General features: G+C 70.2%; 14 protein-coding genes. 3 read left to right on the plus strand and 11 right to left on the minus strand.

The genetic code is table 11. The features are described from left to right. The first annotated feature begins 150 nt into the window (after positions 1-150). From AC1PLR_RS17795 to AC1PLR_RS17805, 3 genes are all read left to right on the plus strand, one after another. Positions 151-1596, plus strand: a complete 1446-nt coding sequence (locus AC1PLR_RS17795) for an MFS transporter (protein WP_481101836.1) — start codon at positions 151-153, stop codon at positions 1594-1596. Between the two features lie 136 nt (positions 1597-1732). Further along, on the plus strand, positions 1733-3394 hold the full coding sequence (ettA, locus tag AC1PLR_RS17800; RefSeq protein ID WP_010341954.1) for an energy-dependent translational throttle protein EttA: 1662 nt from the start codon (positions 1733-1735) through the stop codon (positions 3392-3394). A gap of 393 nt (positions 3395-3787) precedes the next feature. Further along, positions 3788-4759 carry an IS110 family RNA-guided transposase gene (locus tag AC1PLR_RS17805; protein ID WP_481101059.1) on the plus strand — a complete coding sequence of 324 codons (972 nt, stop codon included), beginning with the start codon at positions 3788-3790 and terminating at the stop codon, positions 4757-4759. A gap of 50 nt (positions 4760-4809) precedes the next feature. Here AC1PLR_RS17805 and AC1PLR_RS17810 read toward each other — a convergent pair whose 3' ends face one another. The 11 genes from AC1PLR_RS17810 to AC1PLR_RS17860 form a co-directional block, all read right to left on the minus strand. Continuing rightward, on the minus strand, positions 4810-5325 hold the full coding sequence (locus tag AC1PLR_RS17810; protein WP_010341952.1) for a peptide deformylase: 516 nt from the start codon (positions 5323-5325) through the stop codon (positions 4810-4812). 229 nt (positions 5326-5554) lie between these two features. Next, a complete protein-coding gene (locus AC1PLR_RS17815; protein WP_481101837.1) occupies positions 5555-10042 on the minus strand; it encodes a cellulose synthase subunit BcsC-related outer membrane protein in 4488 nt (1495 codons plus the stop codon). Beyond that, entirely contained in the window at positions 10030-11196 is a 1167-nt protein-coding gene (gene bcsZ, locus AC1PLR_RS17820) for a cellulose synthase complex periplasmic endoglucanase BcsZ (protein WP_481101838.1), read from the minus strand. The genes AC1PLR_RS17815 and bcsZ overlap by 13 nt, the downstream gene beginning before the upstream one ends. Beyond that, positions 11193-13481, minus strand: a complete 2289-nt coding sequence (gene bcsB / locus AC1PLR_RS17825; protein ID WP_481101839.1) for a cellulose biosynthesis cyclic di-GMP-binding regulatory protein BcsB — start codon at positions 13479-13481, stop codon at positions 11193-11195. Before bcsB ends, bcsZ begins: the two co-directional genes overlap by 4 nt. A 59-nt stretch (positions 13482-13540) precedes the next feature. Next, the gene (bcsA, locus tag AC1PLR_RS17830) at positions 13541-15691 is read right to left on the minus strand and encodes a UDP-forming cellulose synthase catalytic subunit (RefSeq protein WP_481101840.1); all 2151 of its coding nucleotides are present in this window, start codon (positions 15689-15691) and stop codon (positions 13541-13543) included. Between the two features lie 95 nt (positions 15692-15786). Then, positions 15787-16200, minus strand: coding sequence for a hypothetical protein (locus AC1PLR_RS17835; protein ID WP_481101841.1), 414 nt, complete (start codon positions 16198-16200; stop codon positions 15787-15789). Positions 16201-16247: 47 nt separating this feature from the next. Beyond that, entirely contained in the window at positions 16248-16706 is a 459-nt protein-coding gene (bcsD, locus tag AC1PLR_RS17840) for a cellulose biosynthesis protein BcsD (RefSeq protein WP_481101842.1), read from the minus strand. A gap of 211 nt (positions 16707-16917) precedes the next feature. Continuing rightward, entirely contained in the window at positions 16918-18102 is a 1185-nt protein-coding gene (pncB, locus tag AC1PLR_RS17845; RefSeq protein ID WP_481101843.1) for a nicotinate phosphoribosyltransferase, read from the minus strand. A 622-nt stretch (positions 18103-18724) separates the two neighbouring features. Then, on the minus strand, positions 18725-19699 hold the full coding sequence (locus AC1PLR_RS17850; RefSeq protein ID WP_481101844.1) for a glycoside hydrolase family 113: 975 nt from the start codon (positions 19697-19699) through the stop codon (positions 18725-18727). After that, positions 19681-21195, minus strand: a complete 1515-nt coding sequence (locus AC1PLR_RS17855) for a hypothetical protein (RefSeq protein WP_481101845.1) — start codon at positions 21193-21195, stop codon at positions 19681-19683. The genes AC1PLR_RS17850 and AC1PLR_RS17855 overlap by 19 nt, the downstream gene beginning before the upstream one ends. After that, complete coding sequence (locus AC1PLR_RS17860; protein WP_420007929.1) at positions 21143-23074, minus strand: glycosyltransferase family 2 protein; 1932 nt, start codon at positions 23072-23074, stop codon at positions 21143-21145. Before AC1PLR_RS17860 ends, AC1PLR_RS17855 begins: the two co-directional genes overlap by 53 nt.

Consider the following 23074-nt stretch of genomic DNA (forward strand, 5'->3'; position numbering starts at 1 on the left):
ACGCCGCGCCGCCGCGTCCGGCCGCGCCTGAGACGCCGCTCGGGACCGTCAGGGAGGCACTGCCAGTACCAGGATAAATGAGTCCTTGTACCAGTTTATCGACTCCCCATACTGCGCGCCATGACCACGCCCACCTCTCCCGCTTCCGCCATGTCCGCCAGTGCCCCCACCCTGAGCCACCGCGGCCTGGGCATCCTGCTGATCGGGCAGATGCTGCCGCTGATCGACTTCTCCATCCTCAACGTCGCGCTCGGCTCGATCGCGCACACGCTGCATGCGTCGGCGACCCAACTGGAACTGATCGTGGCCGTCTACGGCGTCGCCTTCGCGGTGGGCCTGGCGGCGGGCGGCCGGCTCGGCGACAACCTCGGCCGGCGCCGCGTGTTCGGCGCGGGCGTGCTGCTGTTCGGCCTGGCCTCCTTGCTGTGCGGGGTCGCCGGCTCGGTGGCGGCGCTGTTGGCCGGCCGCATCCTGCAGGGCCTGGGGGCGGCGCTGGCGGTGCCGCAGATCCTCGCCACCATCCACGTCAGCCTGCACGGCAAGGCACATGCCCGGGCGCTGGCGCTGTACGGCTCGCTGGGCGGCATCGCCTTCGTCATCGGCCAGGTGCTGGGCGGATCGCTGGTCAGCGCCAACATCGGCGGCTCCGGCTGGCGCAGCGTGTTCCTGATCAACCTGCCGTTCTGCTTGCTGGCACTGGCCTGCCTGCGCGCGGTGCCGGAGACCCGCGCGGCACGGCGGATGCCGCCCGACCTGGCCGGCGCTGGGCTGCTGGGGCTGTTCCTGGCCTGCCTGCTGCTGCCGTTGGCGCTGGGCCCTTCCCTGCACTGGCCGCCGGCGTGCCTGGCGGTGCTGGCCGCGTGCCTGCCGCTGCTGGTGGCGCTGGCCCGGGTCGAACTGTGGCAGGAACGCCGCGGGCGCACGCCGCTGCTGCCGCCGGCCCTGCTGCGGCTGCCCAGCGTGCGCTTCGCGCTGCTGGTGGGCGGGGTGTTCTTCACCTGCTGGAGCGGCTTCATGTTCGTGCTGGCGCTGACCCTGCAGACCGGCGCCGGGCTGTCGCCGCTGCAGTCGGGCAATGCCTTCATCGTGCTGGGGGCCGCCTACTTCGCCTCCGCGCTGGTCAGCGCCCGCGTGGCGACGCGCTGCGGCCCGCTGCCGACGCTGTTGCTGGGCTGCGTGGTGCAGATGCTGGGCCTGCTGGCGCTGGGCTGGACGCTGCACGCGGTGTGGCCGCATCCGGGCGCGGGCAACCTGGCGCCGGCGACGGCGCTGATCGGCGCCGGCCAGGCCTGGATCGTGGCCAGCTTCTACCGCATCGGCCTGTCGCAGGTGCCCACCGCGCATGCCGGCGCCGGCAGCGCCATGCTCTCCACCATCCTGCAGGCGGCCATGGGCCTGGGGCCGGCGGCACTGGGCGCGATCTACGCGCACGCCCACGGCGGCGGCAGCCTGGCCGCGATGCAGGCAGCGCTTCACAGCGAGTGGCTGGCGATGCTGCTGCTGGTGCTCTGCGCGCTGTTCTACCTGCGCCGGCAGCGCCACGCCGGCGCATCGTCGACGGCGTCGACCGCGGCACTGCCGCCGATCGCCGAATAGCCCGCGCAGCACCGCCAGCGCGTGTGCTGGCGCAACCGCGGCAACGATTGCCGGCGGCCGTCCGGCTATAATCCGTCATCCCTTTCGACGCCCTCCGGCTGCCGGCCGGCGGGCGCCCTGCGCCTTTGGAGCTGCCATGTCGCAATACATCTACACCATGAACCGGGTCAGTAAGACCGTGCCGCCCAAGCGCCAGATCATCAAGGACATCTCGCTGTCCTTCTTTCCCGGCGCCAAGATCGGCCTGCTCGGCCTCAACGGCGCCGGCAAGTCCACCGTGCTGAAGATCATGGCCGGCGTGGACACCGATTTCGAAGGCGAGGCGCGTCCGCAGCCCGGCACCAAGGTCGGCTACCTGGCGCAGGAGCCGGAACTGGATCCGAACAAGACCGTGCGCGAGTCGGTCGAGGAAGGCGTGGGCGAAGTGCTGCAGGCGCAGGCCGCGCTGGAAGCGGTGTACGCCGCCTATGCCGAGGAAGGCGCCGATTTCGACGCGCTGGCCAAGGAACAGGAGCGCCTGGAGGCGATCCTGGCCGCTGGCGACGCGCACACCCTGGAGAACCAGCTCGACGTGGCCGCCGACGCGCTGCGGCTGCCGCCGTGGGACGCCAAGATCGCCAACCTGTCCGGCGGCGAGAAGCGCCGCGTGGCGCTGTGCCGGCTGCTGCTGCAGAAGCCGGACATGCTGCTGCTCGACGAACCGACCAACCACCTCGACGCCGAGTCGGTGGAGTGGCTGGAGCAGTTCCTGGCGCGCTACACCGGCACCGTGGTCGCGGTCACCCACGATCGCTACTTCCTCGACAACGCCGCCGAGTGGATCCTGGAACTGGACCGCGGCCGCGGCATTCCGTGGAAGGGCAACTACACCGAATGGCTGATGCAGAAGGACGAGCGCCTGAAGCAGGAAGAGAACCAGGAAAAGGCGCGGCAGAAGGCGATCCAGAAGGAACTGGAGTGGGCCCGGCAGAACGCCAAGGGCGGCCGCTCCAAGGGCAAGGCACGTCTGGCGCGCCTGGACGAACTGCAGTCGGTCGATTACCAGAAGCGCAACGAGACCAACGAAATCTTCATCCCGCCGGGCGAGCGCCTGGGCAACTCGGTGATGGAGTTCAAGAACGTCTCCAAGAAGTTCGGCGACCGCCTGCTGATCGACAACCTGTCGATGATCATCCCGCCGGGCGCCATCGTCGGCATCATCGGCCCCAACGGCGCCGGCAAGTCGACCCTGTTCAAGATGATCACCGGGCAGGAGAAGCCGGATTCGGGCGAGATCGTGGTCGGCCCGACCGTGCAGCTGTCGTACGTGGACCAGAGCCGCGACAAGCTGGAAGGCAACCACAACGTGTTCCAGGAGATTTCCGGCGGCCTGGACATCCTCAACATCAACGGCGTGGAGATCCAGTCGCGCGCCTACATCGGCCGCTTCAACTTCAAGGGCCAGGACCAGCAGAAGATGGTCGGCTCGCTGTCCGGCGGCGAGCGCGGCCGCCTGCACATGGCCAAGACCCTGCTGCAGGGCGGCAACGTGCTGCTGCTCGACGAACCGTCCAACGACCTGGACATCGAAACCCTGCGCGCGCTGGAAGACGCGCTGCTGGAGTTCCCGGGCAACACCTTCGTGATCTCGCACGATCGCTGGTTCCTGGACCGCATCGCCACCCACATCCTCGCCTTCGAGGGCGACTCGCACGTGGAGTTCTTCCAGGGCAACTACCGCGAGTACGAGGAAGACAAGAAGCGCCGCATGGGCGACGACGCCGGCCCCAAGCGCCTGCGTTTCAAGGCGCTGAAGTAAGCCGCAGCGCGTTTCTCGCAGCACCCGCCACGGCCCGCTTCGCGCGGGCCGTGCGCGTTTTGGGCAGCGCCTGTGATCGGCGCTGTCCTAGGAGCGGCTTCAGCCGCGACCAGGCGTGACCGGGAACGCCCGGTCGCGGCTGAAGCCGCTCCTTGTATCTGGACATGAGGCCCCCGCGGCGTTATGTCTTCCGACTGATCATCGGAGCAGTGCGGGAAGCCCAGTCGCTCCTAAAGCCACGAGCTTGCATTGTAGATTGGCTCCCGCATTGCGCATGCTGGCCCATCGGTGTCCGTACGGTATCCAGAGTCCGCCGCTGGCGTGAACTCGCATCCACAAGGCAGGACCGGGCGCAGCGGTGATCGTGTTCACCCTACGATGGAGGAATTCCCCATGTCCCCAGTCGTCGGTATCGACGTCGCCAAACACAGTTTCGATCTGGCCATCGATCTGGCCAACGGCAAGTACCGCACCAAAGCCAAGCTTGCGAACGATCCCACGGGGTTCCAGACCCTACGCACGTGGCTGCAGACCCACGCGCAGGCGGACAGCTGGATCGTGATGGAAGCCACCGGCACCTACCACGAGGCGCTGGCCGAGTTCGTGCACGCCTTGGGCTACCGGGTGTGTGTCCTCAACCCGGCGCAGACGGCGCTGTATGCGCGCAGCCAGCTGACTCGGGTCAAGACCGACCGGAGCGACGCCAAGCTGATCGCCAGCTATGGCCTGCGCCATGCGTCGCAATTGCGGCCGTGGCAGCCCGATCCGCCGGCCCTCAAGCATCTCAAGGCGCTGGTGCGCCGCCGGGACGACCTGCTGCAGATGCTGCAGATGGAGCGCAATCGCCTGGATGTCGCCGCGCCGGTGGTGCGCGACTCGCTGCTGGAGATCATCAGCCAGCTCCAGGCGAGCATCGCCCAGATCGAACGGGCCATTGACGACCAAATCGACCAGGATCCGACCCTGCGCGGGCAGCGCGAGCTGCTGGTCAGCATCGACGGGATTGCCCACAGGAGCGCAGCGTTGTTGCTGGCGGAGCTTGGCAACGTGGAGCGCTTCTCTCACGCCTCGGCGGTGACTGCCTTTGCCGGGTTGAATCCACGGCTGCAGGAGTCGGGTAAGCGCCAGGGCCAGGTCTGCATCTCCCGCACCGGCTCCCCACGCCTGCGCGCCGGCCTGTTCCTGCCGGCCTTGGTCGCCATGACCCACAACCCGGTCGTGCGCGCGCTCAAACAACGCCTGCGCGAACGCGGCAAGGCCAACAAGCAGATCATCTGCGCCGCCATGCGCAAGCTGCTGCATATCGCCTACGGCGTGCTCAAATCCCGCACGCCCTTCCTCCCTCAAAAGGCCCTTGCCTGTTAGAGGGGAAGACGGTATCTACGAAAACACACAGCGCGATCTCGATGCCGGCCCTACAAGTCGTAGGACAGCACGTCCTCGAAGCCGAACTTGTCGAAGTCGCGGATGCGCGAGGGATATAGCCGACCGATCAGGTGGTCGTGCTCGTGCTGCACCACCCGGGCGTGGAAACCTTCGGCGTCGCGTTGCAGCGGGGTGCCGTCGGGCAGCACGCCGCGGTAGCGGATGTGCCGGTAGCGCGGAATCACCGCACGCAGCCCGGGAATGGACAGGCAGCCTTCCCAGCCGTCCTCCAGGTCGTCGGACAGCGGCTCGATCTCCACGTTGGCCAGCGCGGTGCGCGGCACCGGCGGCGCGTCCGGATAGCGCGCGCTGCGCTCGAAGCCGAATACCATCAACTGCAGGTCCACCGCGATCTGCGGCGCGGCCAGGCCGACACCGCGCGCGGCATCCATGGTCTCGAACATGTCGGCCACCAGCGCGTGCAATTGCGCGCTGTCGAAGTCGGTGACCGGCGGCGCCTGGCGCAGCAGACGCGGATCGCCCATGCGGATGATGTCGCGGATCATGGCGGAATCCTGTGCGGGGATGGCCGCGATTATCCGCCGTGGCGGCGGCGCGTGCAGCGGGGCGGCGATGTACCGTGCCCCAGCGACTGTCTGCAGCGGTGCGATATCTGCATTTCAGCAAAGCGCCGACACAACGTCGTAGGAGCGGCTTCAGCCGCGACAGGTTTCATGGGAACGCCTGTCGCGGCTGAAGCCGCTCCTACGACGGGAGCAGCGCGCTTGCTGCGCCCTACTCCGGCACGTACGGCGAGGCCAGCACCTGCGGGCGGCGGCCGAGGCCGGCGCCGAGCCGGTCGAGCACGAAGCGCACGTAGAGGTTGGTGCTGAACTGGGTGTAGTCGCGGGCGTTGTTCAGCAGCAGGCGGCCGCCCAGGAACAGTTGTGGGGCGATCTGCCATTCGGCCGCGCCGGCGATGTTGTAGGACATGCCGGTCTTGCTTTGCCCGGCGTAGACCGGCGCGACGTAGCGGTCGGTCAGCCCCAGCAGCGCGGCCAGCGAGGCAGCGTCGTAGGCGGCCTGCTGCATCTGCGCGCTGGTCGGGAAGTACGGGCTGTCGTCGCTGCGGAAATGCTGCACGCCGACGCTGGCGTCCACGCTCCAGTTGACCGTGCGTCCGGCCGTGCGCCCGCTCCAGTGCACCGGGAAGCCCAGATCCACGTAGTCCTGCGGGCTGAAGTAGCCGCCCTGGCCGTAGGTGTAGCCGCCCAGGTTCTTGTCGTACTGCATCGCGGTCAGGTTGAGGCCGGCGGTCAGCGACTGGTTCTCGGTGTCCAGCGCGTGCACGTACACGCCCAGGTCGACCTGGCGGTGGTCGTTGCTGGCGACGTTGCGGCCGACCAGGCGGTCGGCGCTGGCGCTGGCGTAGCCGCCGAGCAGGCCGTTGTCGAGGGTGGCCGACAGGCGCAGGCCGTTGCTGGTCACGCCACCCCAGCCGAGCCCGGTGCGGCCGTCGTCGACGCCGCCGAAGGACAGCAGGCTGTCGCTGACCGCGCGGCGGAACACCTCGCCCGAATAGGTGAGGTTGTCGCCGGCCTGGCCGCGATAGCCGACGCCGCCGACGATGCGGCGCTCGGGGAAGCCGACCGGCGTGCTGCCGAGATCGGCGCTGAAGCCGCCGTTCTTGTAGGTCACCGCCATGCCGACGCCGCGCGCGTCCTGGTCCATGCGCCGCGCGCCGTTGCCGTTGGCGGCCATGGTGTACAGCGCCTGACTGAAGCCGGCCGGCGTCAGCGCCGCGGCAGTGGGGTTGGCGGCGAGGTTGCGGAAGCGGGCGATGTCGGCGGTGCTGAGGTCGGCGCTGCGCGAGGCATCGCCGAGGATGGCGCCGGCCAGCGTGCCGATCGCGGTGTCGGCGGCGGTGTTGCCGAGCAGGAACGCCGACAGCGGTTCGGCGTACAGCGCCTGCAGGGCTGCCGCCTCGCGCTGCGCGTTGGTCAGCGCCGGGTCGGTGTCGTTGAACAGCTTGTTGTACAGCCCGCTGTTGACCGCGTAGGTGCGCAGCGCGTTGCGGGTGGCGTTGCTGTTGCCCTCGGTGAGCAGCAGTTGGTACAGGTCGCTGCCGACCAGGCTGTCGATCGGCGTGCGGTCGGCGGCCAGGGCATCGCCCATCGCCGCGGCGGGGCCGGCGCCGAAGCGGCTGGCGGTGGCGTAGTCGGTGCCGAGCGTGCCGGCGTCGAGCAGGGTCGGGGTGACGTCGACCTGCAGCTTGCCCTCGCCCACCGCGAATTCGCCGTGCAGCGGCACTTCCAGATCGCGCAGCCGGCCCAGGCCGGCCTCGCCGTCGCGGGCGCGGTAGCTGGCGCCGGTGGCGAGGCTGTCGCTGTTCTCCGCCTGCACCTCGCGCAGTTCGTCGAGCACGCTGGAGCCGCCGGCGGCGGTGGCCGGTGCGGCCGGCTGGCGCAGGGACGCGCGCGGCGCGGCGGCCAGCAGCCCGTCCTCGTCGGGCAGCGCGCGCGGCGCGGTGCGGGCGGTGGTGGCGCGCTGGCCCGGCACCGGCAACGCGGCCAGGGCCAAGCCCGCGGCGCTGGCGCTGGCCGGCGGCGGCAGGTCGTCGCCGGCGCTCATCGCCGGCGCGGATGTCGGCAGCGCGGACGCCGCGTAGGCCGGGGCCGGCGCGCCGCCGCCGAGGCTGTCGGACACCACCGCGGCGCTGCGCGGCATGCGTCCGTTCATGCCGGCGAACGGGTTGAGCGGGCGCCCGGCCGCGGCGTAGGACGCCGGGCCGTTGGCGGCCGGCAGGCCGTTGTCGTACTGGCCGGATTGGCGCGCCTGCGCCGCCAGCGCTGCGCGGAAATAGCTCTCGGCCTTGCGGTTCTTGCCGGCGCTGCGGTACACGCGCCCGGCAGCGGCAAGCACCTGCGGCGAATCCGGCGCCTGCGCCAGCGCGCGCTGCAGGTAGTCCTCGGCACTGTGCAGGTCGCGCAGCGCGGCGGCGGTGTTGGCCGCGGCGATCAGCGTGTCCAGGTCGTTGGGCGACTGCTGCAGTTGCTGCTGGTACAGCACCAGCGCCTGGCGCTGGTCTCCGGCGGCGGCGTACAGCCGCGCCAGCGCGGCCACCGCCTGCGGATCCTGGTTCTGCTGCGCCAGCAGCGGCGCCAGCGCGTCGTAGGCGGCTTCGAGGTTGCCGAGTTCGCGCAGCGCATCGACCTGGCGCAGCACGTAGCCGCTGCGCAGCGCCTGGTAGCGGCGCTGCTGTTCGGCGCTCATCTCGCTGTCGCGCAACTGACGCAGGGTGGCGGCCAGCTCGGCGTCCTGGTGCGCGCGCAGCAGCACGCCGGCGTACTGCAGGCGCGCTTCAGTGGAGGGGTTCTGCGCGACCAGACGCTGCGCCAGGGTCAGCGCACGCTGGTTGCTGCCGATGTCGGCATAGGCACCGGCCATCGCCGCCAGCAGCGCCGGCTGCTCCAGCGCCTCGCCCAGCGCGGCCTCGGTGCGGCCGAGCAGCAACTGCGCTTCGCCGCCGCGGCCCTGCTGTTGCAGCAGGCGCGCCTGGGCCGCCTGCTGTTCCACCCAGGCGGTGTTGCGCAGCGCGCTCATCTCGGCGGTGCGCGCACTGGCCGGGATGCGCTCCAGGCTGGCATAGGCGCCGGCCCAGTCGCCGCGTTCCTGCGCCAGCAGCGCATTGGCGTACAGCGCCTCGGGCATGTCGCCGTGCACCGCGAGCAGGCCGTCCATGACGCTGCGCGCCTGGTCCGGACGCCCCGCCTGCTGGTACAGCCGCGCCAGGTCCAGCCGCACCCACGGGTCGCCCGGGTTGTCGACCATCGCCTTCTCCAGCTCGCTCTGCGCGGTGACGGTGTCGCCGGCCTCCAGCGCCTGCTGCGCACGGGCGCGCTGCAGGTTGGCTTTCAATGCCGACTCGCCACCGGCCTGCTGGCGCTGCGCCGGGCTGAGCCTGGCGAACAAGGCACTGGCCTCGTTGGCGCGGCCCTGGCGGCTGTACAGGGCGATCAAGCCCTGCAGCGCGCCGGCATCGTCGGCGTGCAGGCGCAGCGCCTCGCGGTAGCTCTTCTCGGCAGCGGCAGCATCGCTGGCCGACTGCAGATCGCCCAGCAGGGCGTAGCCGGCGGCTTCCTCGGGCTTGAGCTTGACCGCCTGCTGGACCAGGCGCAGCGCGGCGTCGGTGTCGCCGCGGGTGCGTGCGGCCTGCGCCTGCTGCAACTGCAGCCAGTAGCGCGCGCTGTCCAGCGCGCTGCGCCACTTGCCGTTGGCGGCCGCGGCCGGGCGCAGCAGTTCCTGCGCTTCGCCGAAACGCTGCTGGCGCAGCCGCACCGAGCCCAGCCCGCCGAGCGCCTCGGCATCGCGCGGACGCGCGCGCAGCACCTGCGCGAAACGCTGCTCGGCCAGCGCCAGGTTGCCGGCGTTGAGCGCCTTGAAGCCCTCGCCCAGCTGTTCGCCGGCTGGGTCGCCAACGCCTTGCGCGCGGCGTTCCTGCAGTTGCGCGGCCTTCTTGGCGACCTCGGCATCGTTCGGATTGGCGGCCAGGAACGCCTGGTACAGCGGCGCATCGGCGAGGCCGGCGTTGAGCCACAGCAGGGCCTGGCGCCAGGCGGCGCGGGCCGGGCCGGCGACGTCGGTGCGCTTGCTCAGCGTGGCGAGCTGGGCGATGCCCTCGCGCCGCGACGGTTCGCGGTAGGTCAGCACCTGCGCCAGCGCCAGCGCCGCGGCGGTGTTGTCCGGCTGCGCGGCGGCCAGGCGGCGCAGGCCGTCGCGGGCGCCGTCCCAGCCTTGCGGGGTGCCGGCCAGCGCCTGGTAGTACTCCAGCGCCAGCGAGTCCGGTGGGCCCTTGCCGTCGAACAGTGCCTGGTAGGCGCGCACCGCGTCCACGTAGCGGCCGGCGGCGGCGGCGCGGCGTGCGTTGCGCAGGTCGGCGTTGTCGCCGATGCCGCCGATCGACATCGCCAGGCGCTGGGTCTGCGGCGCCTGCGGATGCGCCTTCTGCAGCTGTGCCAGGCGCTTGCGCGCATCGGTCTGGCGGCCCTGCGCCAGGTCGATCTGGGCCAGGCCCAGCAGCGCGTCGGGCTGGTTCGGATCGACCTGCAGCAACTTGCGCCAGGCGTCGGCGGCGAGATCGTCGCGGCCCTGGTCGTGCCAGTAGTTGCCCTGGCTGACCAGTTGCTGGGTGGCGCCGGCGTTCTGCGCCTGCGCGCTGCCGGCGAGCAGGCACAGGTCGATCATGCCGGCCAGGTACAGGGGCTTGAGGTTCATGCGGAGCATTGGGTTCTCCAGGCGGGCTGCAGCGCGCCGTCTGCGGAAAAGCGGTAGCGGTTGTCGAGCCAGGCGCGTCCGAACAGGATCAGCACCCGGTCGTAGTAGGGAAGCCGGGCCGCGGCGGTGTCGCCGGGCGCGGGAATGCGTTGCGCCTGGGCCTTGAGCAGCGCCGGTTCGCGCAGCGCGCTCAGGTACGGCAGCAGCGCCGCGGCGAAACCGGGCGGCGCCTGGCCATTGCCGACGCCCTGGCGGGTGTCGATCTTCTCGTCGAGGCGGCCCTGTGCGCGCAGTTGCTGCAGCGGGCCGGACAGATCGTCGAGCAGCGCCTTGCGCAGCGGATCGGCGGCATCGAGCATGCCGGCCCACAGGTACACGCGGATCGCGTCGTAGCTGCCGATCGCGCCCTTGTCCGGATCGACGCCGAACGTGCGACCGTCCCAGGCGATCCAGTCCGGTGCGAACCCGACCGGCGCACTGTCGCGCAGCATCCGCGCGCTGCGCGTGGCCAGGCCGGCCCACGGCCCTTTCGGATCGACCGCGGCGAAGCGCCGCAGCAACTGCAGCGGCAGGTAGCTGGGATTGAGCGTCCAGCGCTGCGGCTGGACGAAGCCCTTGGCCGCCGGCAACAGCATGCTGCCGAACCCGGGCAGCTCGGCCAGCTCGGCGCGCCGCACCAGCGCCAGCATCTGCAGGCCGGCCTGGGTGTAGCCGGGCCGCTGCCACAGGCGCCCGGCCTCGAGCAGCACGTAGGCGATCCACAGGTCGGCGTCGCTGGCGCTGTTGCCGTCGAGCACGCGCCAGCTGCCGTCGCTGGCGCGGCCCCACAGCCAGGCCGGCAGCACCTGCTGCGGGCGGCCGCCGCACAGGTTGTGCCGGGTCCAGCCGAGCACGCGCTCGAACAGCACCTGGTCGTTGGCCACCAGCGCGAAGAACAGCGCATAGGACTGGCCTTCGGAGGTGCTGCGCTGGTCGGCGTGCTGGAAATCGATCACCCGCCCGCTGGCATCGAGGTGCTTGGCGACGAAGGCGCTCCACTCGCGCCACGGCGCGCAGGCCGGCGCCACCGCCAGCGCAGCGCGCGCCGGCGGCAGCAGCGTCGCCGCACCGGCGGCGAGCAGGCCGCCGAGCAAGCGCCGGCGTTGGCCGGGGTGTGCGTTCACTGTCCTTCCTGCAACCGCGCCGCCGAATGCCGGCGCAGCACCACGCGCGCGGCCAGCGCCAGCAGCACGCTCAGCACCACCACCGCCAGGCCGAGCAGCAGCGGATGCTGCGAGAAGTACCAGCGCGCCCAGGTCGGCAGCGGCAGGTGGCCGACGTAGTAGGTCTGGTCGCCGGCCAGGCTGCGCACCTTGCCCCTCTGCAGCAGCACCACGCTGCCCTGGAAGTCCTTCAGCGTGGCCGGCTCCAGCCAGGCGTCGAAGAAGTCCTCGACGCTGGCCGGATCCTCGGCCAGCAGCGCGACCACGCTGCGTCCGGCCTTCAGCGGCGACTGGAAGCCCATCAGCACCACATCGCCGGGCGCCGGCTTCACCGCGACCTCGGCGGTGGTCGGCAGATCGGTGCGGCGCGCGTCGAACGAGAGGAACCCGGGCAGCTTGTCGAGCACCCAGTCGCTCATCGAGAAGCGCCGGCCGCTGGCGCCGTCGCCGATCGGCAGCGCCGCGCTCCAACGCTGGAACAGCGGCTGCGAACGCAGGCTGCCGAACACCAGCAGGTCGCTGTCGGCGTGCTGGTCGACCTCGGCGGCATGGATCAGGGTCACCCGCAGCGCCGGGTAGCCGGTGGACGCGCCGAGCCGGCCGAGCAGGGTCAGCAGGTTGGCCATGTCCTGGTCGCCGATCTCGTCCGGCACCACCACGGTGGACTCGGACAGATCGGCCAGGCGCGTGAACGGGAAGCCGGCATTGCCGAACGCGGCCAGGTTCGGCATCGCCATGTAGTGATGGAACGAGCGCAGGTCCACACTGGAATCGGCATCGATCGCGCCGGACACGTCGGGGAAGGTGTTCTTGCACGCCTGCGCCTGCGGGCGGTCGAAGAAGAAATGGAAGCGCAGCTGGCTGTTGGCCGAGAACGGCCCGGTCGGCAGCAGCAGTTTCTGCTCCACCGGCATCGCGCCCTTGGGCGAGAGTTCGTGCCACCAGCGCAGCGGCAGCGACTCGGCATAGGCGTGACCGGTCAGCGGCAGCGTGGTGACGAAGGCATCGTTGATGCTGACGTTGAGCGCGGACTTGTTCTGCGTCTCCGGCACCGTGTAGCGGTAGCGCAGGTTGACCGGGATGCCGTCGCGCTGCCACACGAACAGGTCCGGCGGCAGCTGCAGGCCGACCCGGATCAGGTCGGGGTGGTAGCCGCTGACGTTCAGTTGCGAAGTCTGCGCCACCAGGTCGCCGAAGTGCACCGGCCGATCGCTGGAGATCCAGTTCGGCGCGTCGTAGGGCTTGCGCGGCTGCGCCTGCTTGAGTTCGCCGATGCGCGCCACCGGGCCATTGAACGGCGTGCCCAGGCTCAGCGCGGTAGCGGCCTGCTGCAGGTCGTTGTCGTCGCGGCCCAGCACCAGCAGCAGCTTGCCGGTGGCATCGCGCGGGTTGGCGATCATCGCCAGGGTCGGACCGGCGATCTCGCTCAGGCCGGCCTGGGTCGTCGCCAGTTCCGCCGGCAGGGTCGCGGCGGTGGCGAACAGCACCGCATTGCCGGTGGCCGGCACGTCGCCGATGGTCACGCCGAACGCGGCGCCGCGGTAGCCGGCCTGCGCGCCGAACCAGGAGGCGACGATGCCGGCGCTGCGCAGCGTGGCCAGGTCCGGGCGCTGCGGGAACACGAACGGCAGTTCCAGCCGGCGCGTGTCGCGCTTGTCGTAGAACGGCACCGGCAGCAGCGCCAGGTCGTTGCGCAGCACCAGCGGCGTGGCGGTCAGCGACAGCCGCGTGGCCGGATCGATGTTGGCCCACAGGCTGGTGTGGTCCGGATCCTCGCAGTCGCGGGTGTAGTGGCCGATCAGTTGCAGGTTGAGCCGGTTGTAGTCGCTGATCAGGCGCGGATCGATCGGCACGTCGCTCTGCTGCAGCCTGCCGGCGTTCTCGCGGCTGACCGGCAGGGTCGCCACGGTGACGCCGTTGACGCTGACTTTCAGGTGCGACAGGTCCGGCAGCAGCGCGGGCGAATAGCTGTAGACCAGATGCAGGTTCGCCGCCTGCACCACTTCGTCGGTGCGGGTGCTGAAGGCGATGCCGGCGCTGCCCTGGATGCCGCGCAGGGTCATCTCGTAGTCCACGCCGAGCTGCTTGAGCGTGGCCGAGCGCTCGCGTTCGGCTGGCGCCGGCTGCGGCGTGGCGGTCGCGGCGGCGGCGGGCGCCGGCGCGGTGGCGGGAAGGGTCGGCTCCTGGGCCAGGGCGAGGCCGGAGAGGACCGTGAGACAGCACGCAGCCAGGGCGGGTAGACGCATCGACGGCAACCGGAAGGAAATGAGAGAGAGGAAGGAACGCGACACAACGCAACGACGACTCACGGCGCAGCCTCCTCGCCGGCGGTGCGGCCGCGCCAGCCGCTGCGCGCACTGCTGGCAACGTGCTGGCCGAGGCGCTTGAAGCCGCGCATGCTGGCCGCGAACACGCGCCCCAGCGACACCCAGAAGCGGTCGCGGTCGTGGCGGCCCCACTGCGACACCCAGATGTCGGCGCGGGCGAAGGTGCAGGCCACCAGCCAGCGCTCCTGCTCGATCGACATCGGTCGGAACTGGATGCTGATTTCGCCGTCGCGGTCGTGGCGCACCATCGCCGGCAGGCGCTTGGAACTGCCGCGCTGCGGCAGCGCGATCTCCACCGGCAAGTCCGGCTCCACCGGCACCGGCGAGAGCAGGCGCAGCGCCATGCCGCCGGTGGAGAAATTGACCGTGCGGCAATCCAGTTCGCGGCCATCGGCCAGGTGCAGCGTGGCCGGGATGTCCAGCGGCACGCGGTGCGAACGGCGCACCTGACGCATCTCGCTGGCGGTGGCGATGGTGGCGCCGAGCAACAGCACGTTGTACGCGGTCCAGGCCAGGTTGAACCAGATCGTCTGCGCCTCGCCGCCGGCCTGCACGCTGAGCAGGCGCATCACGCCGGCGGCCAGGCCGGCCAGGTTGAGCACCAGCAGGAACAGATAGGGTTTGGCGATCTGCCCATCGAAGTAGCTGCGCGGCACCAGGCCGCCCTTGGGGGTGACGTTGAACTTGCCGAGCTTGGGATTGAACAGCGCCACCAGCGTCGGGCGCAGGATGTACCAGGCCAGGGTGGTCTCGTAGACCTCGTTCCACAGCAGGTGGCGGAACTTGCCCTGGGTGCGCAGGTTGGTCAGGTTGGCCTGCAGGATGTGCGGCAGCGCGTAGGCCAGGATCATCAGCGCCGAGGCGTGGATCACGTGCGCGCCGAAGAACAGGAAGGCCAGCGGCGCGGTGAGGTAGACGATGCGCGGCAGCCCGTAGAAGAAGTGCAGCATCGCGTTGGCGTAGCACAGCCGCTGCGACAGGCGCAGGCCCTTGCCCAGCAGCGGGTTGTCCAGCCGCGCGATCTGCGCCATGCCGCGCGCCCAGCGGATGCGCTGGGCGACATGGCCGGACAGGCTCTCGGTGGCCAGGCCGGCGGCCTGCGGCACCGCGATGTAGGCGCTGCGGTAGCCGCGACGGTGCAGCTTCAGTGCGGTGTGCGCATCCTCGGTCACGGTCTCCACCGCCACCCCGCCCACTTCCTCCAGCGGCTTGCGCTTGATCACCGTGCACGAGCCGCAGAAGAAGGTGGCGTCCCACTGGTCGTTGCCGTCCTGCAGCAGGCCGTAGAACAGCTCGCCCTCGTTGGGCACCTTGCCGTGGTTGCCGAGATTGCGCTCGAACGGATCGGCCGAGAAGAAGTAGTGCGGCATCTGCACCACCGCCAGCTTGGCGTCGCGCAGGAACCAGCCCATCGCCACCTGCAGGAACGAGCGCGTGGGGATGTGGTCGCAGTCGAAGATCGCCACGTACTCGCCGCTGGACTTCTTCAGCGCAGCGTTGATGTTGCCGGCCTTGGCGTGGAAGTTGTTGGTGCGGGTGACGTAGTGGATGCCGACCTGCGCGCAGAACGCGCGGAACTCCTCGCGGCGGCCGTCGTCGAGCAGGTAGATGTTGAGCTTGTCGGCCGGCCAGTCCATCACGCTGGCGGCGAGAATGGTCGAGCGCACCACCGACAGCGGTTCGTTGTAGGTGGGAATGAACAGATCGACGCTGGGCCATTGCCCCTGGTCGGCCGGCAGCGGCAGCGGCCGCCGGTTGAGCGGCCACAGCACCTGGAAGTAGCCCAGCGCCAGGATCACAAACGCGTACAGTTCGGCCAGCAGCAGGCCCAGGCCCAGGCTCAGGTCGATCGGGCTGCTCATGCCCACGGTCTGGGTCAGGCGCCACCAGATGTAGCGCGAGGACACCGCCAGCGACAGCGCCATCATCACCAGGATCGCCAAACGGCTGCCGCTGCGCCGCAGCAGCATGGCCGCGGCGAAGACCACCAGCGAGAACAGCAGTTGCTGCGGCACATCCATCGGGATGGCGACGACGAAGACCAGCAACACGGCGCCCAGCAGCCACAGCGACCAATTGGCCAGGACATGCAGCGGGCGCGCGGCACGCGACGCGGAGGCAGCGCTCATCGGCGATTCCTAACAAGGGGAGGAGGTCGGCGCGCGGTCTTCCCCACCGCGCGGCGACGGCAAACAGGTGCGGCGCCCGCAGGCGCCGCGTGACATCAACGATTCAAGAAGCGCTTGAGCGGTCCGCCCGGCGCCGGCACTGTGGCCTCGCGGCCGACCTCGAGCAAGCGCTGGAACAGCTGCTGCAACGGCGTGCCGGTCGCGGCGGCCGTGCCGGCAGCCGGCGCAGCCGCCGCCGCTGCGGCAGGCGCCATCGGCAACGGCGCGGCAGGCACCGGTACGGCCGGCCTGGGCTCGATCGCGGCGCGTACCACCGACAACACCGGCGCCGGCGCGGCGGGTACCGGTGCGGCAGGCGCCGCTGGCGGCGCGGCGGCCGGTTCGGCGGCGCTGAGCCGGTCGGCGGAGAAATCCTGGTACGCGGTGGCACCGCTGCTGCCGAGCTTGGCGAACAGGCTGGAGACGTCGTCGCCGGTTTCGGCACCCGTCTGCTTGGACTTCTTGGACATGACGCCCCTCATGACGATCTGAAAATAATCGGTTGCTACCGCCGAGTTCAGCCGGCCCTGGCCAGCACGAAACGCCGCAGGTCTTCGTTCCCGGACGACAACGCACGCACGCCCAGGCCGGACGACATCCCTACCTGCACGAACCATGCCTGATACACCCCTTCCAGGAAGCCGTCGGCGCCGCTGGCCTGCCCGGCCAGGCCGATGTGCAGCGGCGAACCGGCGTGCAGCAACTCGACGCGGTCGGCGTGCTCCTCGAAACGCGCGTAGCCCCATTCCAGCCGGTCCCAGACGCGGTTGGCAGCGTCCTCCAGTTCCTGCAGGGTGTTGCAGGCGCCCACCGGGTGCTCGACCGCGAAACGGCGGCCGATGCGCGCCATCAGCAGGGCCAGGTCCTCGGCGCCCAGTTCGGCGGCGAATTCCTCGGCCAGCGCGCGCAGAAAACCGCGCCACTGCCGCGAACAGGCGTGGGTGCGGTAATGGGTCTGCAACGCGTGAACGCTCATCGAGGAAGTCTCTGGCCAGGGACGGAACGACAACGGCGTAGCGGCTGTGGCGCCTCGGACCGGCCGCTGGCGGCCGTCACTATTGCGACACAGTTCTCACTTTGCAATGCAGTGTATCTCACTCTTTCTTCACAGCAAAGCCCTCGCATACCGAAATGCGACCGCTGCCCGGCCGCCAGCGGTCGGCGCGCACAGGCCGGCCATTCCCGGCTCAGGGCTGCTCCTCGGCCGGCACCTGGAACACCTGCCGCAGGTAGGCCAGATAGGCGGGGTCGTCGCACAGCGTCTTGCCGGGCGAGTCGCTGAGCTTGGCCACCGGCTGGCCGTTGCAGCGGACCATCTTGATCACGATCTGCAGCGGCACCAGGCCCAGGTCGTTGGTCAGGTGCGTGCCGACGCCGAACGCCAGCATGCAGCGGTCGCGGAAATGCGCGTACAGCCGCATCACCTTGTCGATGTCCAGGCCGTCGCTGAACACCAGGATCTTGCTGCGCGGATCCACCCGGTGCCGCTGCAGGTGCGCCAGGATCCGCTCGCCCCACTCGAACGGATCGCCGGAATCGTGGCGCATGCCGTCGAACAGCTTGCAGAAGTACAGATCGAAATCGCGCAGGAACGCGTCCAGGCCGACCACGTCCGACAGCGCGATGCCGAGATCGCCGCGGTACTCGCGCGCCCACGATTCCAGCGCCGCCGCCTGCGAATCGCGCAGCCGCGGCCCCAGCGCCTGGAACGCCTGCAGGTACTCGTGCGCCATCGTGCCCAGCGGGGTCAGGCCATAGCGGCGGGCGAAGTACACGTTGCTGGTGCCGACGAACTGCTTGCCCAGGGTCTGCTGCAGTACCGGCAGCAATTCGCCGTGCCAGGCGCGCGAATAGCGGCGGCGGGTGCCGTAGTCGGCGATGGCGCAGTTGTCGTAGCCCGGAGTGTCGCGCAGCAACGCGATCTTGGCCTGCAGGCGGCGCAGACCTTCGGCATGGTCGGCACCGCCGGCGTTGCGGAACCACACCTCGTTGACGATCGCCAGCAGCGGCACCTCGAACAGGATGGTGTGCAGCCACGGCCCGCGGATGCGCAGCTCGATCTCGCCGGGCACGCTGGTCGAGGCCTGCAACTGCAGGTACTTGCGGTCCAGGTGGAACAGCGCCAGGAAATCGACGAAATCCGGCTTGATGAAGCGCATCGCGCGCAGGTAGTCCAGCTCGTCCTCGCGGAAGCGCAGCGCACACAGCGCGTCGATCTCTTCGGAGATCTGCGGCAGGTACTGCGCCAGGTCGATGCCCGGGGTGCGGCACTTGAAGCGGTATTCCACCTGCGCGCCGGGATGCTGATGCAGCACCGCCTGCATCATGGTGAACTTGTAGAGGTCGGTGTCCAGCAGCGAGTCGATGATCATCCGCCGATTATGCGCTCAGTGCGTTGCAGGCTCCGTCTTCGTGCTTTTCTGTGGGAGCGTCAGCCGCGACCGGGCGTTCCGATAAGGTGCGGCCGCGGCTGATGCCGCACAATTCAGCCATGGTGACAGCGAGTGCAAGAGCAAAGCTTTCGCCTTGCGGCGAGTTACTTTTCTTTGCTTGTGCAAAGAAAAGTAACCAAAAGAAGCGCTTCACCACAGCCGAAGGCTGGTCAAGCACATCCTGCCTCGCGCCCTCCGCGCTAACGCGCTCTGGGTCCGCGTCCATGCCGGGGATTCGCGGAAGGGGCATCCTGCCCCTGCCGCGAACGGCGCACATCCATGTGCGCCGCCCCTTCGGGGTTTTTCCCCGGCACGGCCGCCGCTTCGGAAGGGAACCCGGTAAGTCAAAAGCAAGGGCAACAGCCAAAGCCAAGCGACTGCGACTCCCAAAAGGACTCGCGCTGATCGGTGTCCGGACGTGATGTGGGAGGGACTCTCGCCGCCCTTTTGTGGGATCAGTCACGACGGCTTCCGAGGTCAGATCGTCCGCCTACTCCGTTCGTCGTGGTTGCATGACAGTTGACTCCTGCCAAGGGCGAAGCGCGCCCCTGATCCCTGACCCTCACCGCTTCAGCACCGCCTGCGCCGGCTTGTGCTGCACGGTGAAATCGCTGTCGCGCGCGCCGCCGGCGTCCGGATCGGTGTACCAGCACCACAGCGCGATGCCGGCGATGCGCGGCTGCGCGTCGAGTACGTCGCGCCACTCGCGCAGCACCTGCGCCTGCAACGCGGTGTCGACCTCGGCCGTGCGTTGCTCCGGGCTTTCCCACGGCGCCGCCAGGCTGCCGTGCGCCGAGCGCAGGCCCAGCTCGGCCACCCACACCGGGCGGCCGCTGCGCTCGCCCAGCGCCTGTACCCGCGCGGCCGCCGCGCGCATCTGCGCGCGCCGTTGCTCCGGCGCGGCGGCCAGCGCCGGATACAGGCTGGTGCCGACGAAATCGAAGCGGTCCCAGTAACCGAAGCGCTCGGCCTGCTCCAGGCCGTCGGCGACGTAGCCGATCGGGCCACGATAGACCTGGCGCACCGCCGCCAGCAGCGCCGGCCACTGCGGCGCATCCTGCAGCTGGCGCAGTTCGGTGCCGACGATCAGCGCGCTGGCGCGTTCCTTGGCGGCGACCTGGGCCAGTTGCAGCAGCGCGCGCCGATAGGCCGCGAACCAGGCATCGCGATCGGCCGGCGCGGCCTCGCCGGCCCAGTGTCCGGGAATCCACAGATGCACCTTCAGCACCGGCTGCAGGCCGGCGGCGCGCATCTGCCGCAATCCGGCGCGGACTAGCACCGGGCTGCTGTCGCTGCCCAGCACCGGGGCCGAAGACTGCGGCGACGCCTGCCAGACGAAGGCGACCAACAGCGCGCGCGAAGCGCCGGCCTCGGCCAGTTGCCGCAGCGACTGCTGCGCCGCCGCGCTACCCCAGGGCGCCTGCGGCGACACCTTGACGTTGGCGCCCATCCACGGCGGCGCCGGCGCCGCACTGCAGCCGCCGGCGCTCAGCGCCAACAGCAGTGCGGCCAGCAGTCTCACGGCAATCGGCGCCATACCCGGTAGATGCCCTGGTGGTAGACCAGACTGTAGCCCGGCAGGCCCTGCTGCCATAGCTGCGGGAAGCGCCGGTTGAGGCTGTCCAGCGCGCCGGCCTGGCTGGCCGGGTCGCTCACCACCACCTGCGCCGGCATCTGCCGCGGATCGACCAGCGCCTGCTTGAAGCGCGGGTCGAACGGCAGGATCAGTTGCCTGGCGTCGCCACGGGCGACGATCACCGGATAGCTGGCGCGGTCGTCGAGCAGGGTCGGCAGCCGCGCCTCGGCCAGCCACGTGCCCAACTGCGCGGCGTCGGCATGCCGCGGCGGCGCCGGCGCCTGCAGCGCGGCGATCCAGTCGCGGGTGGTGGAGGTGGCGGTACGCGCGATCACCCAGCCGCTGGACACCGCGCCGGCCAGCAGCAGCGCCAGGCCCAGCCAGCGCGCGTTGCGGCGCAGGTCGCCCAGCACCAGCGCGGCCGGCACCAGCAGCAGGGCCAGGAAGTCCAGCGGCTGCGCGCTGAAGTGCGCCCAGGTGGCCAGCGTGCCGGCACCGAGCACGGTGGCGATGGCGGCGAGCACGCTGCGCCAGGTATCGCCGTCGCGGGTGTGGCGCAGCAACAGCAACAGCGGCGCGCTGACGATACCTGCCAGCAGCAGCCACAGCGGCGGCCACCACGGCCGCGCCGCGGCCTGCTGCAGCCACGGCTGCAGCGCCGCCTGCGCAGAGATACCGCGGAAAGCAGAGGTGGCGTCGCGCACGAACAGCAGCGGATCGCCGAAGAACATGTAGTTGAGGTACATCCATGCCCCCACCGCGAACAGGAACGGCAGGTAGCACACCAGGTAGAAGGCCAGCGGCGCCTGCCGCATCAGCCGCGGCGGCGCGATCAGGAACAGCCACGGCGCCAGCGCCAGCGCCAGGAAGCAGGCGCGTTCGTCGACGAAGAACAGCAGGCACAGGCTCGCGGCCAGGCGCAGGTAGGCGAAGGCTTCCGGATCGTCGCGGAAATGGCGCAGCGCGCGCGCGGCCACGTAGAACACCAGCAGGCCCAGGCCCTGGTTGTTGCCGGACAGCGTAGGCCACAGGAAGAACGGCTGGATCACCACACCCGCACTCAGCGCCCAGGCCCAGCCGCGGCCCAGCCCGGCGGCGATGTCGCGCCACAGCAGGGTCACCAGCGCCGCCCCGGCCAGCACGTCGACCAGGTACGGCAGCAACGGCGTGGACAGGCCCGGCAGGCCGCCGATCAGCACGCCCAGGTACAGCGAGGCCTGCGCGTACAGGAAGCCCAGGTACTCGATGCGGAAACCGGCCGCGTCGCGCAACAGCAGCAGCTTGGCGTACTGCGCCATCGCGTCGTCGCTCATGTAGCCGTGCGCGAGCAGCCGGTGGCACAGCAGCGCCAGCAGCACCGCGGTGAACACGAACACCGCGGTGCCGCGCGCGCGCGGCGGCGCGTCAGTCGTCGAGCGCGGCGCGGCGCTCTTCGGCCATGTGCTTGCTGATGCCATGGGTGGTCTTTTCCCAGTAGAACGGGTTGCGGATGAGCTGCCACAGGCCCTTGTAGGCGGCGATGGACTGCAGCAGCCAGTACAGCGGCACGGTCAGCGCGTAGGGCGCCAGGCGGAAGTAGTCGCGTTTGAACGCCGCCACCAGGGTCATGTAGATCAGGAAGCCGTTGCCGAGCAGCAGGTTGAGCAGGCTCAGGTACAGCAGCGCCGGCGGGAAGAACGGGTCGAAGAACTTCGAGCCCACCGCCAGCCACAGCCCGTAGCTCAGCCACATCAGCGGCGCGGCCAGCGCGGTGAAGAAGGTGCCGCCGACGAACAGCTGGAAGCCCCAGAACCCGCGCACGCCGGTGGAGCGGTACAGCTGCACCGGGTCGCGCATGTGCACCAGCCAGGTCTGCATGTAGCCCTTGAGCCAGCGCGAACGCTGCCGGATCCAGTTGGGGATGCTGACGTTGGCTTCCTCGAACGTGGTCGAGTTGACCACGCTGACCCGGTAGCCCTGCTGGGTCAGGCGCACGCCCAGGTCGGCGTCCTCGGTGACGTTGTACGGGTCCCAGGCGTGGACCTTGCGCAGGATGTCCAGGCGGAAGTGGTTGGAGGTGCCGCCGAGCGGAATCGGGATGCGCAGGGTCTCAAGCGCCGGCAGGTAGAAGTCGAACCACAACGTGTATTCGAGCGTGAACATGCGCGTGAGCCAGTTCTCGTCGGCGTTGTAGTAGTTCAGCCGCGCCTGGATGCAGGCCACGTCGGCCGGCGACTTGCGGAACGCGGCGACCACGCGCTTGAGCTGGTCCGGCTCCGGCTTGTCCTCGGCGTCGTAGATGGTGAGCATCTGCCCGCGGGCGAAGCGCAGCGCGTAGTTGCAGGCCTTGGGCTTGGTCTTGGGTTGCGACGGCGGCACCCGGATGATCTCGAAGAACGCCTCCAGGCCCAGCGCCTTGGCCGCCTCGATGGTCTCGGTGTCGTCGGCCTCCAGCACCAGCTTCACGTCCAGCTTGGAGGTCGGGTAGTCGAGCCGGCGCAGCGCGTTGGCCAGGATCGGCAGCACGTCCGGCTCCTTGTACATCGGCACCAGCACCGTGTAGACCGGCAGGTCCTCGTCGCCGAGCGCGGCCACTTCCTCGTCGCTGACCTTGATGTCGATGCGGCGCCGCGCACCGCGCCAGGCCAGCACCAGCTTCAGCCCGAAGGTGGCCAGGAACGCCACCGCGATCAGCGTGTTGAGCGCGATCAGGGTGACCAGCGGCCACAGCGCCAGGGCCGCGGCCAGCACCACCGTGAGCGCCACCAGGAACACCGACTGCGCGCGGGTGATCACCTGCCGCGCCGAATGCTCCGGCGCATGTTCGGCCAGCAGGTTCAACGCATCGTGGGTGAGCTGCGCGTCGGCGTGCTGCTGCAGGCTCCACACGATGTCGAACTTGGAGGTGCCGACGAAACGCACCTGCTCGCCGTAGGTGGCGCGCGCCCAAGAGAAGGTCTCCGGGCCGGGATCGGCCACCGCCAGCACCAGGTGGCCGTCCTCCTCGCGCCACGGCAGCACCAGGCGCTGCGCGTAGTCGGCCAGCCGCTCCGGCTGGAACAGCGCCGGGTCGATCGGCTGCTTGAGCAGATTGACGAAGTGCAGCCCGAAATGCTCCGCCAGCACCGTGTAGAAGCGCAGGGGCGCAACCCCGCGCTGGGCCAGCACCACGTCGCCCAGCCGCGAGCGCCAGCGCGCCTGCAGCGACAGCGCGTTCTGCAGCTGCGGCGGATCGATCACCCCGGCGGCGACCAACGCCTCGCCGATCGGCGCCTGCAGGCCGCCCTCGGTCGGCAGCCGCCCGAGCCGGCCGGGGACGCTCGCCTCGGCGGCGACGCTCTCGTGTTCGCCGGACAC

The organism is Xanthomonas sp. NCPPB 3570 (genome assembly GCF_056725115.1).